Origin of the sequence: Sulfoacidibacillus ferrooxidans (genome assembly GCF_022606465.1) — a bacterium.
GTDB classification, from domain to species: Bacteria; Bacillota; Bacilli; order Alicyclobacillales; family SLC66; genus Sulfoacidibacillus; species Sulfoacidibacillus ferrooxidans.
In genome coordinates this window covers 554162-571884 of the sequence record NZ_JALBUF010000001.1, presented here as the reverse complement: position 1 = coordinate 571884, position 17723 = coordinate 554162, and the positions used below count along the sequence as shown (strand labels likewise).

Sequence of the window (17723 nt, the reverse complement as noted above, 5' to 3'; positions counted from 1 at the left end):
ATGTACACTACTCAAACAAAAGGAATGGATGCGATGGCAGAGACTTCAACACAGTTAAAGGATGGATCTATATCATTTTGGGGTGCCTTAGCCATCTCCTTTGGCAATATGGCACCGGCTGCTAGCGTCATCTTTCTTCCACAAGCTATTGCACAATTTACTGGGACAAGGGTGCCACTTGCTTTTGTGTTTGCCATGGTGGGCGCATTTTTTACAGCTTCCTCCATTATTTATTTTGCAAGGCGATTTGCTTCCGCGGGTGCAGCCTATACATTCAACCGCATCGCATTTAATAAGGTGATTGGTTTCTCCTCTGGGTGGATGTTGTTTTTAGCATATGGGTTAAACTTCCCTGCTAATATGCTGGTGTTTGGTTATTTTGCTTCCGGTTTTTTCAGTCAGGTTTTCGGGTTAACCATCTCTTGGTTAGTATTTGCTGCAGCAGCTATGCTTCTTGTTGTATTTATGGTGATCAGAGGGATTAAAACGTCTGCTCGTGTAGATCTTGTATTGCTTGTGGTCGAATCAGTGATCATTTTTGTGTTAGCAGTTGTGATCGTGATTCATGGTGGCGCACACGGCAATACGATGGAGGTTTTTTCTACAAAAGGTTCACATAATGGTTGGGTGGGTATCTTATTTGGAATGTTATATGGCGTAGGAGCATTCTCAGGATTTGAGGCTTCTGCAACTGTGGCTGAAGAGACACGCAATCGCTATCGCAATATTCCGTTATCTATTATTGTAACCCTGACGATCGGAGGGCTCTTTTATATTTTAGTGGCGTATGCCATCGCGATAGGTTATGGGATTGGCAATGGTCATGCGCTTGCAGTTGCTAACTTACCGCTAAGTTTACTAGCAGATCATTATGTGGGGTCCTGGATGGGAGCAGCGGTCAATCTTGCGGGAATGATCTCGGCATTTGGCATTGCACTGGCGAGTTCCAATGCTAGTGCACGTGTCATGTATGCGATGGGTCGTGAAGGTGTAATTTATTCTTGGATCGGCCGTCTACACAAAAAATATGCCACGCCTAGTTATGCTACTTGGTTAATTTTTTCCGTTTCTGTAGTTCTTGTATTAGTTTTTGGATTATTCATGCGACCCTATCCAAATGGGTTTAGTGCAATCGCAGCTGGTGCAGATCTGCTTGGTTTGAGCTTGTATATTCTCATTAACATCGGTTGGATCAGACTATGGATGAGAGAACGAAATCATTTTCATATCGGATTCATTCGAGGGGTCATTCCATCAGTACTTGGTGCAATCATCATGTTTATTCCTCTAGTTGCAAGCGTTGTACCTATGCCTGCATGGCCCTTGAATCTGGTGATCTACGTAACGATTGCGTATGCTCTAGTGGGTATTATCATCGGATGGAGGGCAAAAGATGTTCCACCTATGCTAAAAGAAGATGTGGTAGGAACCATACCTGTCGCTTCTACCGAACAAAGTATGCATAAGTAGAGATACACGCTGCATCAAATCAACCTCTAGGCGAGTGCCTAGAGGTTGATTTGTGCTGCCCGTCATGGAGACATCCATATTATTGTGCAAGTTGGGTGAAAAAGAGAGCAAGTGTTAATAGCCCTTTTCTAAAGTTATCTAGGTGAAAATGCTCATTTGGCGCATGAGCCTGTTCATCTGGCAATCCAAAACCCATCAGGATGATGGGTGCGTTTAATTGCTCAGAGAACGTGGATACGATAGGAATTGAGCCACCCATACGTATATAGACAGGTTCTACTTGATATGCTTCTTGATAGGCATAATGAGCAGCTTGTACTGCTACATGATCGAGAGATGCCACATAAGGTAAACCCTCATCTACTCTTGTTGTTGTCACGATAACACCAGGCATTGCATGTAACTGTATGTGCGCCTCTAGCTGTTCAAATACCTGCTTTGGTTTTTGATCGGGGACAAGGCGAATGGATACTTTCGCATGTGCACTACTCGGGATAATGGTTTTTGTTCCTTCTCCTGAAAATCCTCCGTAGATTCCGTTAGTATCAATGGCTGGACGAATCCACGTTCGCTCGATGGCTGTGTACCCGGGCTCGCCGTATAAATGAGGTACACCTAATTGATTCATGAGGTATTCATCAGGGGGAGCAACTGTGGAAAACTGATTGCGCTCTTCAACGTCAATGTGCAGGACATCATCATAAAAACCATCAATGGCAATTTTACCGGATTCATCATGAAATGATTGAATGATTTTCGCAAGTGCATGGATTGGATTACTGACTGCACCGCCGTAACCACCGGAATGAAGGTCCATCTGTGGCCCTTGTACATCGATTTGTAGCGCGCATAGACCACGTACAGCATAGCAAATAGCTGGGATTCCTTGTTGCATGAGCGGAGTATCAGAGATGACAATGAAGTCTGCGGCGAGTAACTCTTGGTTATTTTCAAGCCACTTCGTAAGACCAAAACTGCCCACCTCTTCTTCTCCTTCGATGCAACATTTGATATTGATAGGGAGTTCCCCGGTGAGTGCTAATAGAGCCTCAATCGCCTTAATGTGTAAAAAAACTTGCCCTTTGTCATCAGTAGCACCTCTAGCATAGATCTTGTCATCTTGCACAACAGGAGAAAAAGGGGGTGATTCCCACAGTTCAATAGGATCTACAGGTTGTACATCATAGTGGCCATAGATTAATACGGTTGGTTTTCCTGGTGCATGTAGCCAGTCTGCGTATACGAACGGATAACCATCCGTTTCAATTGCTTGCACATTTTCTAGGCCAGCAATAGTGAGTTTGTTAATCAACCAAGAACAGGCTGCGTTGATGTCTTTGTGATGTTCCTCAAGAGTACTAATGCTTGGGATTCGTAGAAATTCAATGAGTTCTTTAAGATGCTCATCTTCATGTGCTTCGAAATAACGATGCAATGATTGTGAAAATGTCGACATATGCTTTGCTTCACTCCCATAACGTTGAAAGATTGCATATATCGTAGCATAAGTAGTCCATCCTAGCATTGACAATGACTAGTGAACCTTTTTCCATGTGGTCACTGGATCCTCGCGAAGCGTCACGGCATGCGCTTCACCTTCGTGCCCGGATGCGTGACGCTTCCCTTCGGTCGCACACATACGTTACGCACCAGATGAAGTTTATAGCCAATCAGCAGACTACTTATTTTTTTCTTGTTCCTGAAGTTCCCTCCATAGTACTTTTCCTGTAGCAGATGTGGGGAGTTTTTCTACAAATTCTACGATTCTTGGAATCTTATAAGCTGCCATATGCTCTTTGGACCATTCCATCACTTCTAGCTCCGTTACAGTGTCTCGATATTCTTTTTTGGGGATGATGTATGCCTTCACTGTTTCACCTCTGCGTGGATCAGGTACGCCAATAACACAGGCTTGTAAGATTGCAGGATGGCGATAAAGGAGTGATTCCACTTCTGAAGGCCACACCTTAAATCCAGCTGCATTAATCATTCGTTTCATGCGATCAACCATGAAAAAATAGCCTTCTTCATCGTATTTCCCAATATCTCCGGTGCGAAAAAATGTTTTCCCTTCAAATTCTATAAATGCTTTTTGCGTTTCTTCTGGCCGGTGAAAATAGCCTTTACAAATTTGTGGACCATGGACAATGATTTCACCTTCCGCATTGGGTCCGAGTTCTTCTAAGGTCATTGGATCGATAATACGGGCGTCCACATTAAATGAGGGGATGCCCATACATTGCATCTTGGGTCGATCAGGAGGATTGAAATGCGTTTGTGACATCGTTTCAGAGAGACCATAACCTTCTGCATAGGCAACTCCTGTTAAAGCGAGTAACTGGTTTCCAACAGCGGCAGGTAATGTTGCACCGCCTCCTCCTATCCCCTTTAACGTAGATATATTATACATAGATAGCTTAGGGTTAGAGAGAAAGTCGACGACCATCGTGGCGATATTGGTCCAGTGTGTGCAACCTGTTTTTTCAATTAATTGTGCAGCAGTATCTCGATTCCACCGCGTCATGATGACCATTGTAGCGCCAACATAGATGGGTGCGTTCATGCTGTGTTCCATGCCAGTTACGTGAAACAATGGAAGTGTAGCAAGAATGACAGAACTGCTTGTCATATATGACCATAACGCACCACCAACTGCGTTTGTTTGAACTGTTTCGTGTGTATGAATACAACCTTTTGGTTTTCCAGTAGTCCCAGAAGTATAAGGTAGTACAGCAATATCAGATGGAAGAACGGCAATCGGAAGTATGTCAAGCGAGTTTGCGAGCGCTTCCTTCCAAAGGATGACTGTTGGTGATGCAGGTATGTGAGAAAGGGTAGTTACTACTTTTGGCATCTCAAATTCATCTTGAAAGTCTATAAAATCTGAGTAGGTAGCTACAATCACTTGTGATAGTAAATCAGAGCTAATGAGGGGAGCTACATTGGCGTATAATTCTTGACCGATTATGGCGATCTTTGCTTTGCTATCCTGTTCATAAAACATAAGATCTTCCGTGACACTCATTGGATTAATGGGTATGACTACTGCGCCAAGACTAACTATGGCATAAAAGGAGATGACATACTGTGGGGAATTTTGCATGTATAGCAGTACAGAGTCTCCTTGATTGACATGGCACTCGATGTGTAAATAGGCGGCTAACCTATCAACTTGAAGAAGTAGAGTTTCATAGGATACCTTTGTACCATAGTAAAAAATGGCTGTCCGTGTAGGGTAACGCATAGCAGATACTTGTAAATTATGATAAAGAGAGGTGTGTGGAACTTCTAGCCATGTGGGTAAGTGGCGTGGCCAAAAATCAAGGTGCTTAGTGATCGTCATGATAAGAACCGTCCCTCCTGCAGGTCATTCTATCTGGGACCGCTTACAATGTACTTGAAAAGAAAGTACTCTTAGTCTAATCTCCTGATTAAAAATAAACAAGTCTGATTTTTAAAAATTGTGTTCATACAGCCATACAAAAGCTAGATGAACGCTAATGTATACACTGTATGAGTGTCTTTATTGTTTTTGATGACTATGAATGACTTGATCTCGATGGACGAGGAACCATACAGGACTTTTTGCACCCAGTGTATGATCGACTACAGAGTGATTTTGAGTCACAGTAACAACAACGTAGGAGGAAGTGACGAATACAAAAGTAAGACCTGCTAGCGCTAGATGTAGCGCAATGGATTGTAATCCAGGGTGCTTTCTTTTTGCATCATAGCGAAAGAAGAAATAGATGCCGATCACGTATGTAAAAGTAAATACAAGATACCCAAGCAATAAATAGATTATGGTACTATTTTGTACTTGGTGTTCTGACCAGCCGATCAAATGCCTAATCAATGTAATGCTAAATAAAACCCAAGTCACTGAGGCTAAGGTTACATGGGATACGACGAATACTAGTGGATATGAAATGCGCAATCGAAACGTAAAACCAAAAAAAAGCACCGCGCCAAATAATGAAGTGATAAATAAAAATAGATAGGTCCAATCTAAAAGTGACAAAGTGTAGATACCTCCAATAGAATAATAGTACTATATTTATTCACTAAATTAAATAAGTCATGACTCGACGCTCACTCGACAAAAGCTCTCTTGGTTCGTCAAAGGATTCGACAGAAGGAGGCGCGAATATCTTATTTATCATATTACAGGGGGTATCCATTCTATATGAAGCGTACGTATAGCATCTCTGAAGTGGCAGAAAGTATTGGTGTATCACAAGGAACCGTTCGTAACTGGGAGAAGGAACTTGTCGATTACATGGCCATCGAGCGTGATGAAAATGGATGTAGGGTCTATACAGAGGAACTTGTATCCCGACTTGAAAAAGTCAATCAATTGCGCGCACAAGGATTATCTTTGGCGGTGATCCGCGAAGTTTTTTCAACGTTTTATCAGGTGGCTGTGACTGACCAGGAAGACGTGAATGTAGATGCACCTGCAGTAAATGTGGAGGCGATCAGCAGTGCATTTGCTCTCCAACTAGAGGAACTTGCCAAGCGCCAAGCACAAGAGATGAAGGACTACATTGATGAGCGGTTACGGACAGTAAGTTATATTCAAAGTGAAATTCTAAGTCAGATGCAACAGTCTCGTCCCACGCGTATGAAGCAACGATCTGTATTTTCGCGTGTGTTCAGTTTATAGGAGAGCCAGGAGAAAGTGACGGTTTTCCCGTATATACCTATGTGCATGATATGGAATCGACTAGTATGCGCACTCTCGCTCTCTACGACTAGCTGTGATAGGATAGCAGTGTGGTAAAAGGAGGGGGAGAGTGTGCGAAGTGTAATGCGAAGGCTCGATCACTTTGCAGCGATGATTTCAATCTTATTGCTGATTCAATTCGTGGTAGGGATGATGATGAACCTATATGTAGCAATACCTGCTGTCATTCCCGGGACACAGTCGCTACCTTATTGGGAAAAATTACTTATTGCACTCAATTGGTCATTATCATTTAGCAATCCTATTCTTGAGGGGCATTCGGGGCTTGGGGTATTACTCATTGCTCTTTCGATGATTTTTCTATACCGTGCACATCGTTCTCATTCTGCCAAATGGATCATCATAGGTTGGCTTGGGGTCGTGTTGTTTTTATTTTCATCACTAAATGGTCTATTATTTTTACTGGATGGACAAAAGGCAGTAAACTCACTATATATGGCTATTGGCTTCGTTATCTCGCTCTTTATATACGGGCTTGGGGTATTTATGCAGTCATCTGCTTAATATATCTGCTTAATATACTTATATCACTTACATTATATAAAAGTACATAATGTACGCATCCTAGTTTGAGTGGCACTTGCCATTCAAATTTTTTTTTGGACAAAGGGAAGGGATAATATTCTTGTTTACTCAAAATAGATATAAATAGATGAAAAAATGCATCATGGAGCTCTTGTAGCTGTAGCAATGCTTGGTTTATGGGGATTGGTGGCTGGATGTGGGACTAATTCTGGATCCAATCAGGCTAGTTCACCTGCACCGAGTACAACATCCAGGTCTACTAGTACAGCGCCTGTTCAATTTGCAAATGCTAGCTACTTTTCTTCACATGCAACAAGGTACACCTTATATTTATCAAGGTGAAGAAATTGGAATGACAAACGTCGCGTTTGAACGAATTGAATACTATAAGGATGTAGAGATTCACAACTTATGGGCAGACCGCGTCATAGCAGGCGGTGAAGATCCGGAGAAGCTGATGCGTATTATTCAGGTGCGAGGACGCGATAATGCGCGCACACCTATGCAGTGGGGCCCCGGAAAACATGCGGAGTTTACGACGGGTGAACCGTGGATACAGGTTAATCCTAATTTTACGCAGATTAATGTGGAGCAAGCACTACAAGATGCTGATTCGATCTTTCACTATTATCGCAAGTTAATCGAGTTGCGCAAGACACACGAGGTCGTCGTTTATGGCAAGTATGATTTGATTCTTGAGGATCACAAAGAAATCTATGCCTATACGCGAACACTACATGATGAAGTGTGGTTAGTTGTCAATAACTTTTTTGATGGACAACCTATGTTTACTTTACCAGAACATCTTTCTTATACGTCTTTTGATCTAATCATGGCTAACTATGAGGTTCATGCAACTGAAACACCTAAGCAGTTTGTGTTACAACCCTACGAGTGTCGAGTGTATCGATTGAACTAAAGTAACTACTTTGGAGAGAATTATGTAGAATGCAGATAAGCACAAGATAAGGGAGGAAAAATGAACCTCCTTAGATCTTGTGCTTTTTTATAACAAATAGAATACTTAATAAAATGATAATTGTCAGATATAAGATAGAGTGCTAGCATAGAAAGAACAGGTGGAGAAAACTCTCCGCCACTGTTCTATTTTAGTGATTTTCTCATATATGTGAGACGGGAGGGGTGGAGCTACTTTTGAAAATGGAGTTTCGTTATTCATTCCAACAACCGCGCAATAAAGTTTGGGATTATCTACAAAATGAGGACGTATTACGTCGCACTTTACCTGGGTGTAAGCGATTGCAGGCAAGAGAAGATGGCGCATTTGATGCGGAATTAGGACTAGATGTTGGGCCAATTAAAGGGTTGTTTACTGGAGAAGTACGTTTATTAGAACAGGTAGAACCTTCATTTTATCGCCTACTACTTAATGGTAATGGAAAGCCAGGAGAATTGCATGCAGATTCACCCGTTTCTTTAATCGAAACTGATACGGGTACAGATATTGTGTGTCTTGCAGATATTCAAGTGACTGGGTTACTCGCATCAGTGGGGCAACGAGTTATGGGTAGCGTTGCTCGTCTGTTATTGGGTCGTTTTTTCAAAAATGTGGATGATGATATGAAACAACATGCGTTATAGGGAAGTGCACAGGTAGTTTACATGGTTTGTGTGATTAAGTGTATCTCATGAATGTGGGGAGGACCGGACATGGCGATAACGAACACGTCTGTGGAAATAACTATAAACGGAATGCTGCATTCCCTAGATGTTGAGCCGCGATTGTTACTCGTGCATTTGTTGCGAGAAAAGCTTGGACTATGTGGAACCCATGTAGGATGTGACACTAGTCAGTGTGGGGCATGTACTGTGTTATTGGATGGTCAGGCAGTCAAGTCTTGCACAGTACTAGCTGTTCAGACAGATAAACAAACGATTACAACAGTAGAGGGTTTAGGGACGATTGATCATTTGCATCCAGTCCAAGAAGGATTTTGGGAGAAGCATGGGTTGCAATGTGGTTTTTGCACGCCAGGCGTCATGATGGCTGCTGTAGGCATACTTGAACAAAATCCGCATCCCACGGAAGAAGAAATTAGACACGGACTAGAAGGCGTGATTTGTCGATGTACCGGCTATCAAAATATCGTTCGTGCTGTTCAATATGCGGCCAATCTCACAGAAAGTTCTGCGGTTGAAAGTGAAGTGGCTGCGTCGAACATTCATCGTGAAGCGTACGAAGGGAGATAGGTGAATGAGTGGCGTCTTTGGAGGTACTGTAAAACGAAAAGAGGATCCCCGGTTAATCACAGGACAGGGCACATACACAGATGATGTCAAACTTCAGAATCTGGCACATGCGGCTATTTTGAGAAGCCCGTATGCGCATGCCCTGATCAAAAACATAGATGTTTCTAAGGCGTTAGAGCACCCGTCAGTGATCGCAGTATTTACTGGGAAGGACATTGAACAAAGGGTGGGTCCGATTCCTACTGCGTGGCTTCCACCGGACTCTGACATCAAAGCAACTGCCCACCCTGCACTTGCGTTGGATCGGGTTCGCTATGTGGGTGACGGAGTGGCGATGGTTGTAGCAGATGATCTATACGCGGCAAAAGATGCACTGGAACTCATTGCTGTTGAATATGAGGTTTTACCAGCTGTCGTCAATCAAGAAGCCGCAATGGATGATGCAGCGCCACTCGTACACAGTGATGCACCGCATAATATTGCCTTTCATTGGCAGGCAGGGGATGCAACCGATGAAATGTTTGAATCTGCACCTGTTCATGTCAGTCATCGATTTGTACAGCAGCGCTTAATTCCAAACGCGATGGAACCTCGTTCCTCAGTTGCGCAGTATAACAAGAGTACTGGTAGCTTAACGATGTGGGTGACAACGCAAAATCCACATATTCATCGACTGTTACTATCGGGAATTTTAGGATTGCCAGAGCATAAAATCCGTATCTTAGCGATTGATGTAGGTGGCGGATTTGGATCAAAGATTGCTTGCTATCCCGATGAGGCACTAGTTGGATTTGCTGCGATGGAGCTTGGCATTCCAGTGAAATGGACAGAAGAACGGCGCGAGAACTTTCTCGTGACTACACATGGGCGCGATATGATTCTTGATGTGGATCTCGCTGGAGAAAAAGATGGTACATTGACGGCGATTCGCGTGCGCAATATGGCCAACATGGGGGCCTATCTCTCAACGGCGGGACCCGGTGTACCGACCATCCTATTTGGACTGATAGTCCCAGGGGCATACCGTTTTGCTCATGCGAAAGTGGATGTATATGGTGTATTCACTAATACGACTCCAACAGATGCATATCGCGGTGCAGGTCGACCAGAGGCAACGTATCTCTTGGAACGTATGGTTGATCTATTTGCAATGGAACTTTCGATGGATCCAGTTGAAGTTCGCCGTAAGAACTTAATTGGTGCCGATGAATTCCCTTATCACTCTGCGCTTGGGCTTGAGTATGATAGCGGAAACTATCAACAAGCATTGGATAAGGCGATAGGTATGATTGGCTATGAGACATTTCGCAAGGAACAAGAAGAGCTGCGAAGTCAAGGCCGTTACGTTGGGATCGGATGTACAACCTACGTCGAAATCTGTGGACTTGGCCCTTCACAGGTGGCAGGTGCAGTGGGATTCCAAGGCGGACTTTGGGAGAGTTCGACGGTTCGAGTGCATCCAACTGGCAAGGTAACTGTGTTTACTGGTGCATCTCCACACGGACAAGGTGAAGAAACAACGTTTGCTCAGATTGTTGGTGATCGTCTGGGAATTCCTATCGATGACGTGGAGATTGTGCATGGCGATACGGATCGCATCGCTATGGGATGGGGAACGTATGGATCGCGTACGACACCTGTGGGTGGGAATGCACTTGCTATTGCTGTAGATCGAGTGATCGACAAAGCCCGCAAAATTGCAGCTCATATGTTGTTGACAGTAGAAGAAAATGTTGAGTTTGATAAGGGGATATTTTACACAAACAATGAGGATGGAGCAGTAAGGCAAGCGACTTTTCAAGAAGTGGTGTTGCAAGCCTATCTTGCTTGGAATCTACCATCTGGTGTGGAACCTGGGTTAGAGGGACACTCGTTTTATGATCCAGTGAACTTCGTCTATCCTTTTGGCACGCATTTTTGCATGGTTGAAGTGGATCGAGAGACAGGCGAAATAAAAATATTGCGTTATGTGGCAGTAGATGACTGCGGTCGTGTGATTAATCCCATGATTGCAGAAGGGCAAGTTCATGGTGGGATTGCTCAAGGTATCGGTCAGGCACTGTGGGAAGGTGCTATTTACGATGATCAAGGACAATTATTGACAGGGACATTTATGGATTACGCGATGCCTAAGGCGCACTTTTTCCCTGAATTTGAGACTGCGTTTACAGAAACGCCTGCACCGCAAAATCTACTGGGTGTAAAAGGGATTGGAGAGACGGGCACGATTGCATCAACACCGACTGTGGTTAATGCAGTAGTTGATGCACTTCGTCCGTTTGGCGTGCGCGATCTCGATATGCCTCTTACGCCGGAAAAAGTATGGAGAGCTATGGAGAAGGGGGGCGAATCTGCATGATTCCAAGTGCATTTGCCTACGAACGAGCCTCATCGGTACAAGAGGCGATTGAACTGTTACGAGCATCTGATGGAGAAGGAAAGCTAATTGCAGGTGGACATAGTTTGCTTCCCATGATGAAGTTGCGTTTGACAAGTCCTGGAACATTGATAGACATTTCTGGTATTGAAGGGTTACGCGCCGTGAAAGTTACGGGAGATCGGCTTTCTGTAGGTGCTTTGCTCACACACTATCAAATCATGACGAATCCTTTAGTGCGTGAGCGACTCCCTATTCTTGCTGAAACGGCTAGCCAAATTGGAGATCTTCAAGTCCGTAATCGCGGGACGATTGGAGGAAATCTCGCACATGCAGATCCGGCATCTGATCTTCCTGCAGTAGCACTGGCGCTGGATGCGCAATTTCAAGTCATGAGTGCACAAGGTACTGAGACATTCTCCTCGGAGGATTTTTTCCTTGGCCCACTCATCACGGCGCTTCCTGAGAATAGTGTTCTTACTAGCGTGTCATTTCACATACCGTCTGCACACGCAAGGGGAGCATATGAAAAGTTTGCTCATCCAGCTTCAGGGTATGCAGTCGTTGGAGTTGCAGCAGTCGTGACGGTTAGCGATGGAGTTGTAGAGGATATTCGCGTAGCGATAACAGGTGCAGGTGACATGCCTTATCGTGCGCAAGCGGTAGAGGAAGCGTTAACTGGTAAACCACTGACCCGCGAACACATCGCGGCAGCTGCAATGTTTGCGGCAAAGGATGGTATGATGGCAGACGATTTATTTGCCAGTGCGCAGTATCGAGCGCATCTATGTTCTGTGTATGTAAAAAGAGCGCTGTTGCGAGTAGCGGGTTTGAATGAGTAATGACCACTTGTGGATAAAAGGGGGGAGCCGGCCCTTGAGCTTGGCACAAACATGGATGGAGTTGCAGAACAGCTAGTGGAGTGTATGCGACAAGGGCAGGCTATGGTCCTTGCAACGATTGTAAGAGTAAAAGGATCTGCCTATCGCAAAGAGGGCGCTAAGATGTTGATCGGACAGGATGGGCAACTGTTTGGTACGCTTAGCGCAGGTTGTTTAGAAGAAGATGTGATGCATCGTGCAAAAGAAGTATTCACTCATGGTAAAGCGTACATGTATACGTATAACCTGGCTGCACAAAGTGACGAAGGCTGGGGTAAAGGGTCAGGTTGCAATGGAGTAATTGATGTTTTACTTGAACGTCTTGACTGGGGTGGTAACGCACAAGAGAGCAATACCTGGATAAAAATTGTAAAGGAAATCGAAGAGGGTCAGCCTGTTTTTTTGGTGCGGCGTATAGATATGCAAAGTCAACATCTATGTGATGGTCATGGTGTTAACGTGCACGTTAGCACCATGGCATTAAGCGCCAATCAACAGGTGATCGGTTCAGTTGGTGATGTACATCTCGATGAAGAGTGGACGCAACAGTTGTTGTCTTTTTCAAAGAATGAAGCTACTCAGCCTACAGAAGTGGGGCCGCAGATGCTTTACTTTCTGGATAGACTACAACCGAAGTATGCTGCTTTTGTATTTGGTGCAGGTCCCGATGCGCGCCCGCTCGTCGCGTTGCTTGCACAAGTGGGATTTCGGGTGACTGTAGTGGATCCGCGCAGTGCGTATCTGCAGGAACAGTACTTCTCGCAAGCTTCTGAGCTCCTTATGATGCAACCAACGCAAGCAAGAGAACAACTTGTAGTACCTGAAGGAACGTACGCTTTTGTCATGACGCATAGTTTTACATGGGATGTCGCGTGGGTTCAATTTTTGCGGGAACAGCCGGTGCGATATCTCGGAATACTCGGCCCCATGGCACGTACGGAGCGCTTGTTTGCTCCGGATTCAGTACCTAATTATGTGTATTCACCGATTGGCTTGCCTATCTTAGCACAAGGGCCTGAGGAGATCGCTGTGAGCATAGTGGCACAAGTAGTACAGCATCGCAACTCTAGGTGTTGTTTACCTGTCGCAAAGCTTTTGTAAATCAGGCTTTAGACGTTCCCATTCATCGTTCGTGTCGATGTCAAGATGCCACATGGGCTCTTGGCATGGCACGAAGAGCGTATGAGAGGCGTGTGCTGCGATGATAGAACGTGCTCCTTCATCGCCTCGAAGAGACGAAAATTCGGGGAATAGTGATGCATCAAATATGACTGGGTGGTTAGGCACATGATTGTGTGTGGGGCGCACAATCAATATGCCTTGCTGCTTTTGTTTTTTATAGGTGTAAAGTAATGTTGAAAGTAGTGAGCTTGATATGAATGGTTGATCTGCAAGTAAAATCATAGCACCTTGTACAAAAGCATCCTTGGCTTGCAAGATACCAAGGCGTAATGATGTAGACATTCCTTCTCGAAAGTCTTTGTTATAGATAACAGTTACCGGAAGATCACTCAAAGCAGAGGCCATGGCCTGATGCCATTGCCCCGCAATGACCCAGATTGGAGACACATCTGCTTGTATAGCAGCCTCGACTGCAAAGCGAATCATAGGGCGACCGTCCACCTCAAGAAGAGCTTTAGGGCGACCCATGCGCGTCGATTGCCCTGCGGCAAGAATAATACCTGCAATTGAATGGGCGTGAGAACTGGATATGACAGTTGTCATCAATGGTGCCCCCTATGTATGGTCGAAAGTAGTTGCGTAGTTTTTATAATATAGTATATATTGACTCTACATGTCATGGCTTTATTTCATGATTCTTTCTTCTTCATATCCTCGGTTGCTGCACTTCTACTACATTCATTTGATTACACTTTAAGGGAAGATGATCTTTTGCGAGTATTTCTTGATCTTATGTGGTATTTCCGGAGTAAGAAATGGCGGTATATCTCTGCCGTTGCAACACTGGTTGTTGTTGCAGTACTGAACTTGATTCCGCCGCAACTTGTCGGGTTAGTCATTGATTCTATAGAACGTAAAGATTTGACGATGGCACATCTCTTACTATGGCTAGGTATCATTCTTGCCGTGGCTGTGTCTACCTATCTTTTGCGCTATGCGTGGCGATGGTTATTGTTTGGAGCGGCTATTGAGTTATCCACAAAATTGCGCGAGCAATTATTTGATCATTTTACAAAAATGTCACCGCAATTTTACCAAACAAAACGTGTAGGCGATCTAATGGCGCATTCAACCAATGATATATCAGCGGTAGAACAGACAGCCATGGATGGTATTTTAACACTCGTCGATTCCATGACAACTGGTGCAGTGGTCATGATCACCATGATTTCTACGATCAGTTTAAAGCTCACGATTGTCGCCTTACTTCCCATGCCAATTATGGCATATGCCACGAGTCGATATGGGAAAATATTGCATAATCGCTTTGATAAGGCTCAGGCTGCTTTTTCTGATCTCAACGATCGCGTGCAAGAAAATATCTCTGGCATGCGTGTCATCAAGGCATTTGGTCAAGAACATGTAGAACAAGAGAATTTTGTTTCATTGTCTAAAGATGTGGTAGCAAAAAACTACTCGGTAGCAAAGATTGATTCATTATTTGATCCGACGATTCAAATCATTGTAGGACTGTCGTACTTTTTGAGCATTGCAGTCGGAGGATATGAAGTGGCACATGGACGATTAACAATCGGTAGTCTGACTACTTTTTCCATGTATCTTGGTCAATTAATATGGCCGATGTTGGCATTTGGGTGGTTATTTAATATTGTTGAACGTGGTCACGCCTCTTATGATCGGATCCAAAAGTTACTTGCGATAAAAGAGGATGTCTCAGATCGAGTAGATGCTTATGCTGCAGATATCAGTGGGGATATTGATGTGCACATTAATCATTTTACGTATCCAATGGCGACAAAGGAGAGTTTGCGATCTGTCCATTTTAAAGTGAAACAAGGATACACACTCGGTGTCGTCGGTCGAACAGGCAGTGGGAAGACTACGCTATTACGACTCTTTTTGAGGGAATTTGATGTTGAAGATGGTGACGTAAGTATCGGCATGCATTCAATTTACAGAGTGGAAAAGAGTTCATTGCGAAAAACGATAGCTTATGTGCCTCAAGATCATTTTCTTTTCTCAGCCACTATTGCGGAAAATATTGCTTTTGCAAGGCCCATGGCTACACAATCAGAAATTGCAGAGGCGGCTAGAATTGCTTCAATTCATGAGGATATATTGCGATTTCCAAAGGGTTATGACACGGTAGTCGGTGAGCGCGGTGTGACGCTTTCAGGCGGTCAAAAACAGCGTCTTTCTATTGCGCGAGCACTACTTTTAGACGCTGAAATCCTCATACTAGATGACTCTCTATCTGCTGTTGATGCGCGAACAGAGGCGCACATTTTGGATGAGCTTAAAGATAAAAGGCAAGGGAGGACAACGATTATTTCTGCTCACCGGTTAAGTGCTGTAGAGCATGCCAATCTCATCATCGTTTTGGATGACGGACGCATTGCAGAATCAGGGACGCATGAGGATTTGATGAAGGTAGATGGGCTCTATGCAACGATGTATCGAAGTCAGCAGTTAGAAGATCTGGTCGAGCATGGGGGTGTCCGCGCATGATGGATATCGATGATGTTCAAGTGATGCCTATTGAGGGCTCTATCTTGATGCGGATGCTCCGCTATGTAAAACCGCACACTAAGATTTTAATAGTTGCATTTTTTGTTTTAATTTTAGCTACAGGCGCAAATGTACTTGGCCCAATTTTAATTAAAGTTTTTATTGATAACTATCTTGTTTTGCACAGATTTCCCTACGTCCCATTGCTTTTGTTAGGAGCAACCTATTTGGGATTAAACATTGCAACTGCTCTGTTTAATTTCACACAACTACTGCTTTTTCAAAAAGTTGCTCTACTCATCATTTCGCAACTCCGGATTGACGTGTTTAACAAGGTGCAACAATTAGGTCTTTCTTATTTTGATCGCACGCCAAGTGGTATGCTTGTATCACGGATTACCAATGATACGGAGTCCATTAAAGATATGTATGTGAGCGTCATGTCGACGTTTGTACAAAATATTGTGTTGCTTATCGGAATTTATATATCTATGTTTTTTTTAAATAGGCAATTAGCGTTGTTTTGCGTGGTGCTTGCTCCAATTATTGTGGCCATTATGGCTTTGTACCGACATTTTAGTTCGCGTATTTTTCATCTAGCTCGTCATCGCCTGAGCCTGTTAAATGCTAAATTGAGTGAGTCATTACAGGGGATGTATGTCGTGCAGGCCATGAGTCAAGAAAATCGATTGCGAGCGGAGTTTGAAAAAATTAATCACGCATATCGGAGTGCGCGCATTCGTAATATTAAATTCAATAGTCTACTTTTACGTCCATTGATAGATTCGTTGTATTTGCTTGCGCTTATACTAGTTTTAGGATTTTTCGGACTTCATTCCTTCGTTGCGCGTGTGAATCTTGGCGTTTTATATGCTTTTATTAGTTATCTTGATCAGTTTTTCGAGCCTGTCAATCAAATGATGTTTCGACTCAATTCGTTCCAGCAAGCCATGGTGTCATCGCATCGGGTATTTCATTTACTTGATGAAGATGAACTTGCACCTGTAAAAGAAGGGGATCAACTGCCATCAATTACAGAAGGGGAAATTTGTTTTGAGGATGTATCTTTTTCCTACGACGGCAAGACAGATGTGCTAAAACATATTTCTTTTTCTGCAAAGCCAGGACAAACAATTGCCCTTGTAGGTCACACAGGGAGCGGAAAAAGTTCGACGGCTAACTTATTAATGAGGTTTTATCCTGTGGTGCGCGGTCGAATTACTGTAGATGGAGTGGATTTAAGGCAATTCTCAGATGAAGAATTGCGAAAAAAGATAGGTCTTGTATTGCAAGATCCATTTGTATTTGTAGGAGATATCACATCAAATATTCGTTTGGGTAATACTGATATAACGGATGAAAAAGTGAGGCAAGCAGCACAGTTTGTTCAAGCTGATACTTTTATCGAAAAACTAGCGAACAAATATGAAGAACCATTGGGGGAACGCGGTGCCACTTTATCATCAGGCCAGCGACAATTGCTCGCTTTTGCACGGACGATGGCCCGCGATCCTAAGATTCTCGTTCTTGATGAGGCGACAGCAAGCGTGGATACGGAGACAGAGGAAGCGATTCAAGATGCCTTATTGCGCATGCGGCAAGGAAGAACGACGATTGCCATTGCGCATCGACTTTCTACCATTCAAGATGCCGATCTTATATTAGTTTTGCATAATGGGGAGGTAGTGGAGCGAGGTACGCATCAAGAATTACTTGTGCATCAAGGTCTTTATCACAAAATGTATTTGTTACAACAAGGTGGAAGAGCGGTGCCCGAAAATTACATGGGAGCGTAGTCCTGTTTTTTGGAGACATTTCAGGTATGATAGATAAAGATTGGTTGCTAGCATCAACTGACTGA

At 43.8% G+C, this 17723-nt stretch carries 15 protein-coding genes; 11 read left to right on the top strand and 4 right to left on the bottom strand.

Annotated features, from left to right (window positions below; genetic code table 11):
* Window positions 1-33 precede the first annotated feature (33 nt).
* Complete coding sequence (locus MM817_RS02865; protein WP_241711922.1) at window positions 34-1470, top strand: APC family permease; 1437 nt, start codon at window positions 34-36, stop codon at window positions 1468-1470.
* A gap of 79 nt (window positions 1471-1549) precedes the next feature.
* On the opposite strand, the gene MM817_RS02860 is transcribed toward MM817_RS02865, so the two are convergent.
* The 3 genes from MM817_RS02860 to MM817_RS02850 form a co-directional block, all read right to left on the bottom strand.
* Window positions 1550-2926, bottom strand: a complete 1377-nt coding sequence (locus MM817_RS02860; RefSeq protein WP_241711921.1) for a dipeptidase — start codon at window positions 2924-2926, stop codon at window positions 1550-1552.
* 222 nt (window positions 2927-3148) lie between these two features.
* Window positions 3149-4813: a long-chain fatty acid--CoA ligase gene (locus tag MM817_RS02855; protein WP_241711920.1), complete on the bottom strand. Its 1665-nt coding sequence runs from the start codon at window positions 4811-4813 to the stop codon at window positions 3149-3151.
* A 180-nt stretch (window positions 4814-4993) separates the two neighbouring features.
* Complete coding sequence (locus MM817_RS02850) at window positions 4994-5491, bottom strand: hypothetical protein (RefSeq protein ID WP_241711919.1); 498 nt, start codon at window positions 5489-5491, stop codon at window positions 4994-4996.
* A gap of 165 nt (window positions 5492-5656) precedes the next feature.
* Between MM817_RS02850 and MM817_RS02845 the strand changes: the two genes are divergently transcribed.
* The 8 genes from MM817_RS02845 (at window position 5657) to MM817_RS02810 (ending at window position 13312) form a co-directional block, all read left to right on the top strand.
* Window positions 5657-6136 carry a MerR family transcriptional regulator gene (locus tag MM817_RS02845; RefSeq protein ID WP_241711918.1) on the top strand — a complete coding sequence of 160 codons (480 nt, stop codon included), beginning with the start codon at window positions 5657-5659 and terminating at the stop codon, window positions 6134-6136.
* A gap of 132 nt (window positions 6137-6268) precedes the next feature.
* Window positions 6269-6721 (top strand): hypothetical protein, encoded by a 453-nt coding sequence (locus MM817_RS02840; RefSeq protein ID WP_241711917.1) that lies wholly within the window; start codon window positions 6269-6271, stop codon window positions 6719-6721.
* Window positions 6722-6938: 217 nt separating this feature from the next.
* A complete protein-coding gene (locus MM817_RS02835) occupies window positions 6939-7661 on the top strand; it encodes an alpha-amylase family glycosyl hydrolase (protein WP_241711916.1) in 723 nt (240 codons plus the stop codon).
* 242 nt (window positions 7662-7903) lie between these two features.
* Window positions 7904-8344: an SRPBCC family protein gene (locus tag MM817_RS02830; RefSeq protein WP_241712269.1), complete on the top strand. Its 441-nt coding sequence runs from the start codon at window positions 7904-7906 to the stop codon at window positions 8342-8344.
* A 69-nt stretch (window positions 8345-8413) separates the two neighbouring features.
* Complete coding sequence (locus MM817_RS02825; protein ID WP_241711915.1) at window positions 8414-8953, top strand: (2Fe-2S)-binding protein; 540 nt, start codon at window positions 8414-8416, stop codon at window positions 8951-8953.
* Window positions 8954-8957: 4 nt separating this feature from the next.
* On the top strand, window positions 8958-11312 hold the full coding sequence (locus MM817_RS02820) for a xanthine dehydrogenase family protein molybdopterin-binding subunit (protein ID WP_241711914.1): 2355 nt from the start codon (window positions 8958-8960) through the stop codon (window positions 11310-11312).
* Window positions 11309-12172, top strand: a complete 864-nt coding sequence (locus MM817_RS02815; RefSeq protein WP_241711913.1) for an FAD binding domain-containing protein — start codon at window positions 11309-11311, stop codon at window positions 12170-12172. Before MM817_RS02820 ends, MM817_RS02815 begins: the two co-directional genes overlap by 4 nt.
* Window positions 12173-12181: 9 nt before the next feature.
* Window positions 12182-13312, top strand: a complete 1131-nt coding sequence (locus MM817_RS02810) for an XdhC family protein (protein ID WP_241711912.1) — start codon at window positions 12182-12184, stop codon at window positions 13310-13312.
* Here the strand turns inward: MM817_RS02810 and MM817_RS02805 are convergent.
* Entirely contained in the window at window positions 13289-13936 is a 648-nt protein-coding gene (locus MM817_RS02805; RefSeq protein ID WP_241711911.1) for a nucleotidyltransferase family protein, read from the bottom strand. The two genes, MM817_RS02810 and MM817_RS02805, sit on opposite strands and share 24 nt — an antisense overlap.
* A gap of 168 nt (window positions 13937-14104) precedes the next feature.
* On the opposite strand from MM817_RS02805, the gene MM817_RS02800 reads away from it, so the two are divergent.
* Both MM817_RS02800 and MM817_RS02795 read left to right on the top strand, forming a co-directional pair.
* A complete protein-coding gene (locus tag MM817_RS02800; RefSeq protein WP_241711910.1) occupies window positions 14105-15862 on the top strand; it encodes an ABC transporter transmembrane domain-containing protein in 1758 nt (585 codons plus the stop codon).
* Window positions 15859-17658 carry an ABC transporter ATP-binding protein gene (locus MM817_RS02795; RefSeq protein ID WP_241711909.1) on the top strand — a complete coding sequence of 600 codons (1800 nt, stop codon included), beginning with the start codon at window positions 15859-15861 and terminating at the stop codon, window positions 17656-17658. The genes MM817_RS02800 and MM817_RS02795 overlap by 4 nt, the downstream gene beginning before the upstream one ends.
* Window positions 17659-17723: the final 65 nt, after the last annotated feature.

Coding starts and splice junctions, on each gene's coding strand:
- MM817_RS02865 (WP_241711922.1), top strand. CDS start 34: ATGGCAGAGACTTCAACACAGTTAAAGGATGGATCTATATCATTTTGG.
- MM817_RS02860 (WP_241711921.1), bottom strand. CDS start 2,926: ATGTCGACATTTTCACAATCATTGCATCGTTATTTCGAAGCACATGAA.
- MM817_RS02855 (WP_241711920.1), bottom strand. CDS start 4,813: ATGACGATCACTAAGCACCTTGATTTTTGGCCACGCCACTTACCCACA.
- MM817_RS02845 (WP_241711918.1), top strand. CDS start 5,657: ATGAAGCGTACGTATAGCATCTCTGAAGTGGCAGAAAGTATTGGTGTA.
- MM817_RS02830 (WP_241712269.1), top strand. CDS start 7,904: ATGGAGTTTCGTTATTCATTCCAACAACCGCGCAATAAAGTTTGGGAT.
- MM817_RS02825 (WP_241711915.1), top strand. CDS start 8,414: ATGGCGATAACGAACACGTCTGTGGAAATAACTATAAACGGAATGCTG.
- MM817_RS02820 (WP_241711914.1), top strand. CDS start 8,958: ATGAGTGGCGTCTTTGGAGGTACTGTAAAACGAAAAGAGGATCCCCGG.
- MM817_RS02815 (WP_241711913.1), top strand. CDS start 11,309: ATGATTCCAAGTGCATTTGCCTACGAACGAGCCTCATCGGTACAAGAG.
- MM817_RS02805 (WP_241711911.1), bottom strand. CDS start 13,936: ATGACAACTGTCATATCCAGTTCTCACGCCCATTCAATTGCAGGTATT.
- MM817_RS02795 (WP_241711909.1), top strand. CDS start 15,859: ATGATGGATATCGATGATGTTCAAGTGATGCCTATTGAGGGCTCTATC.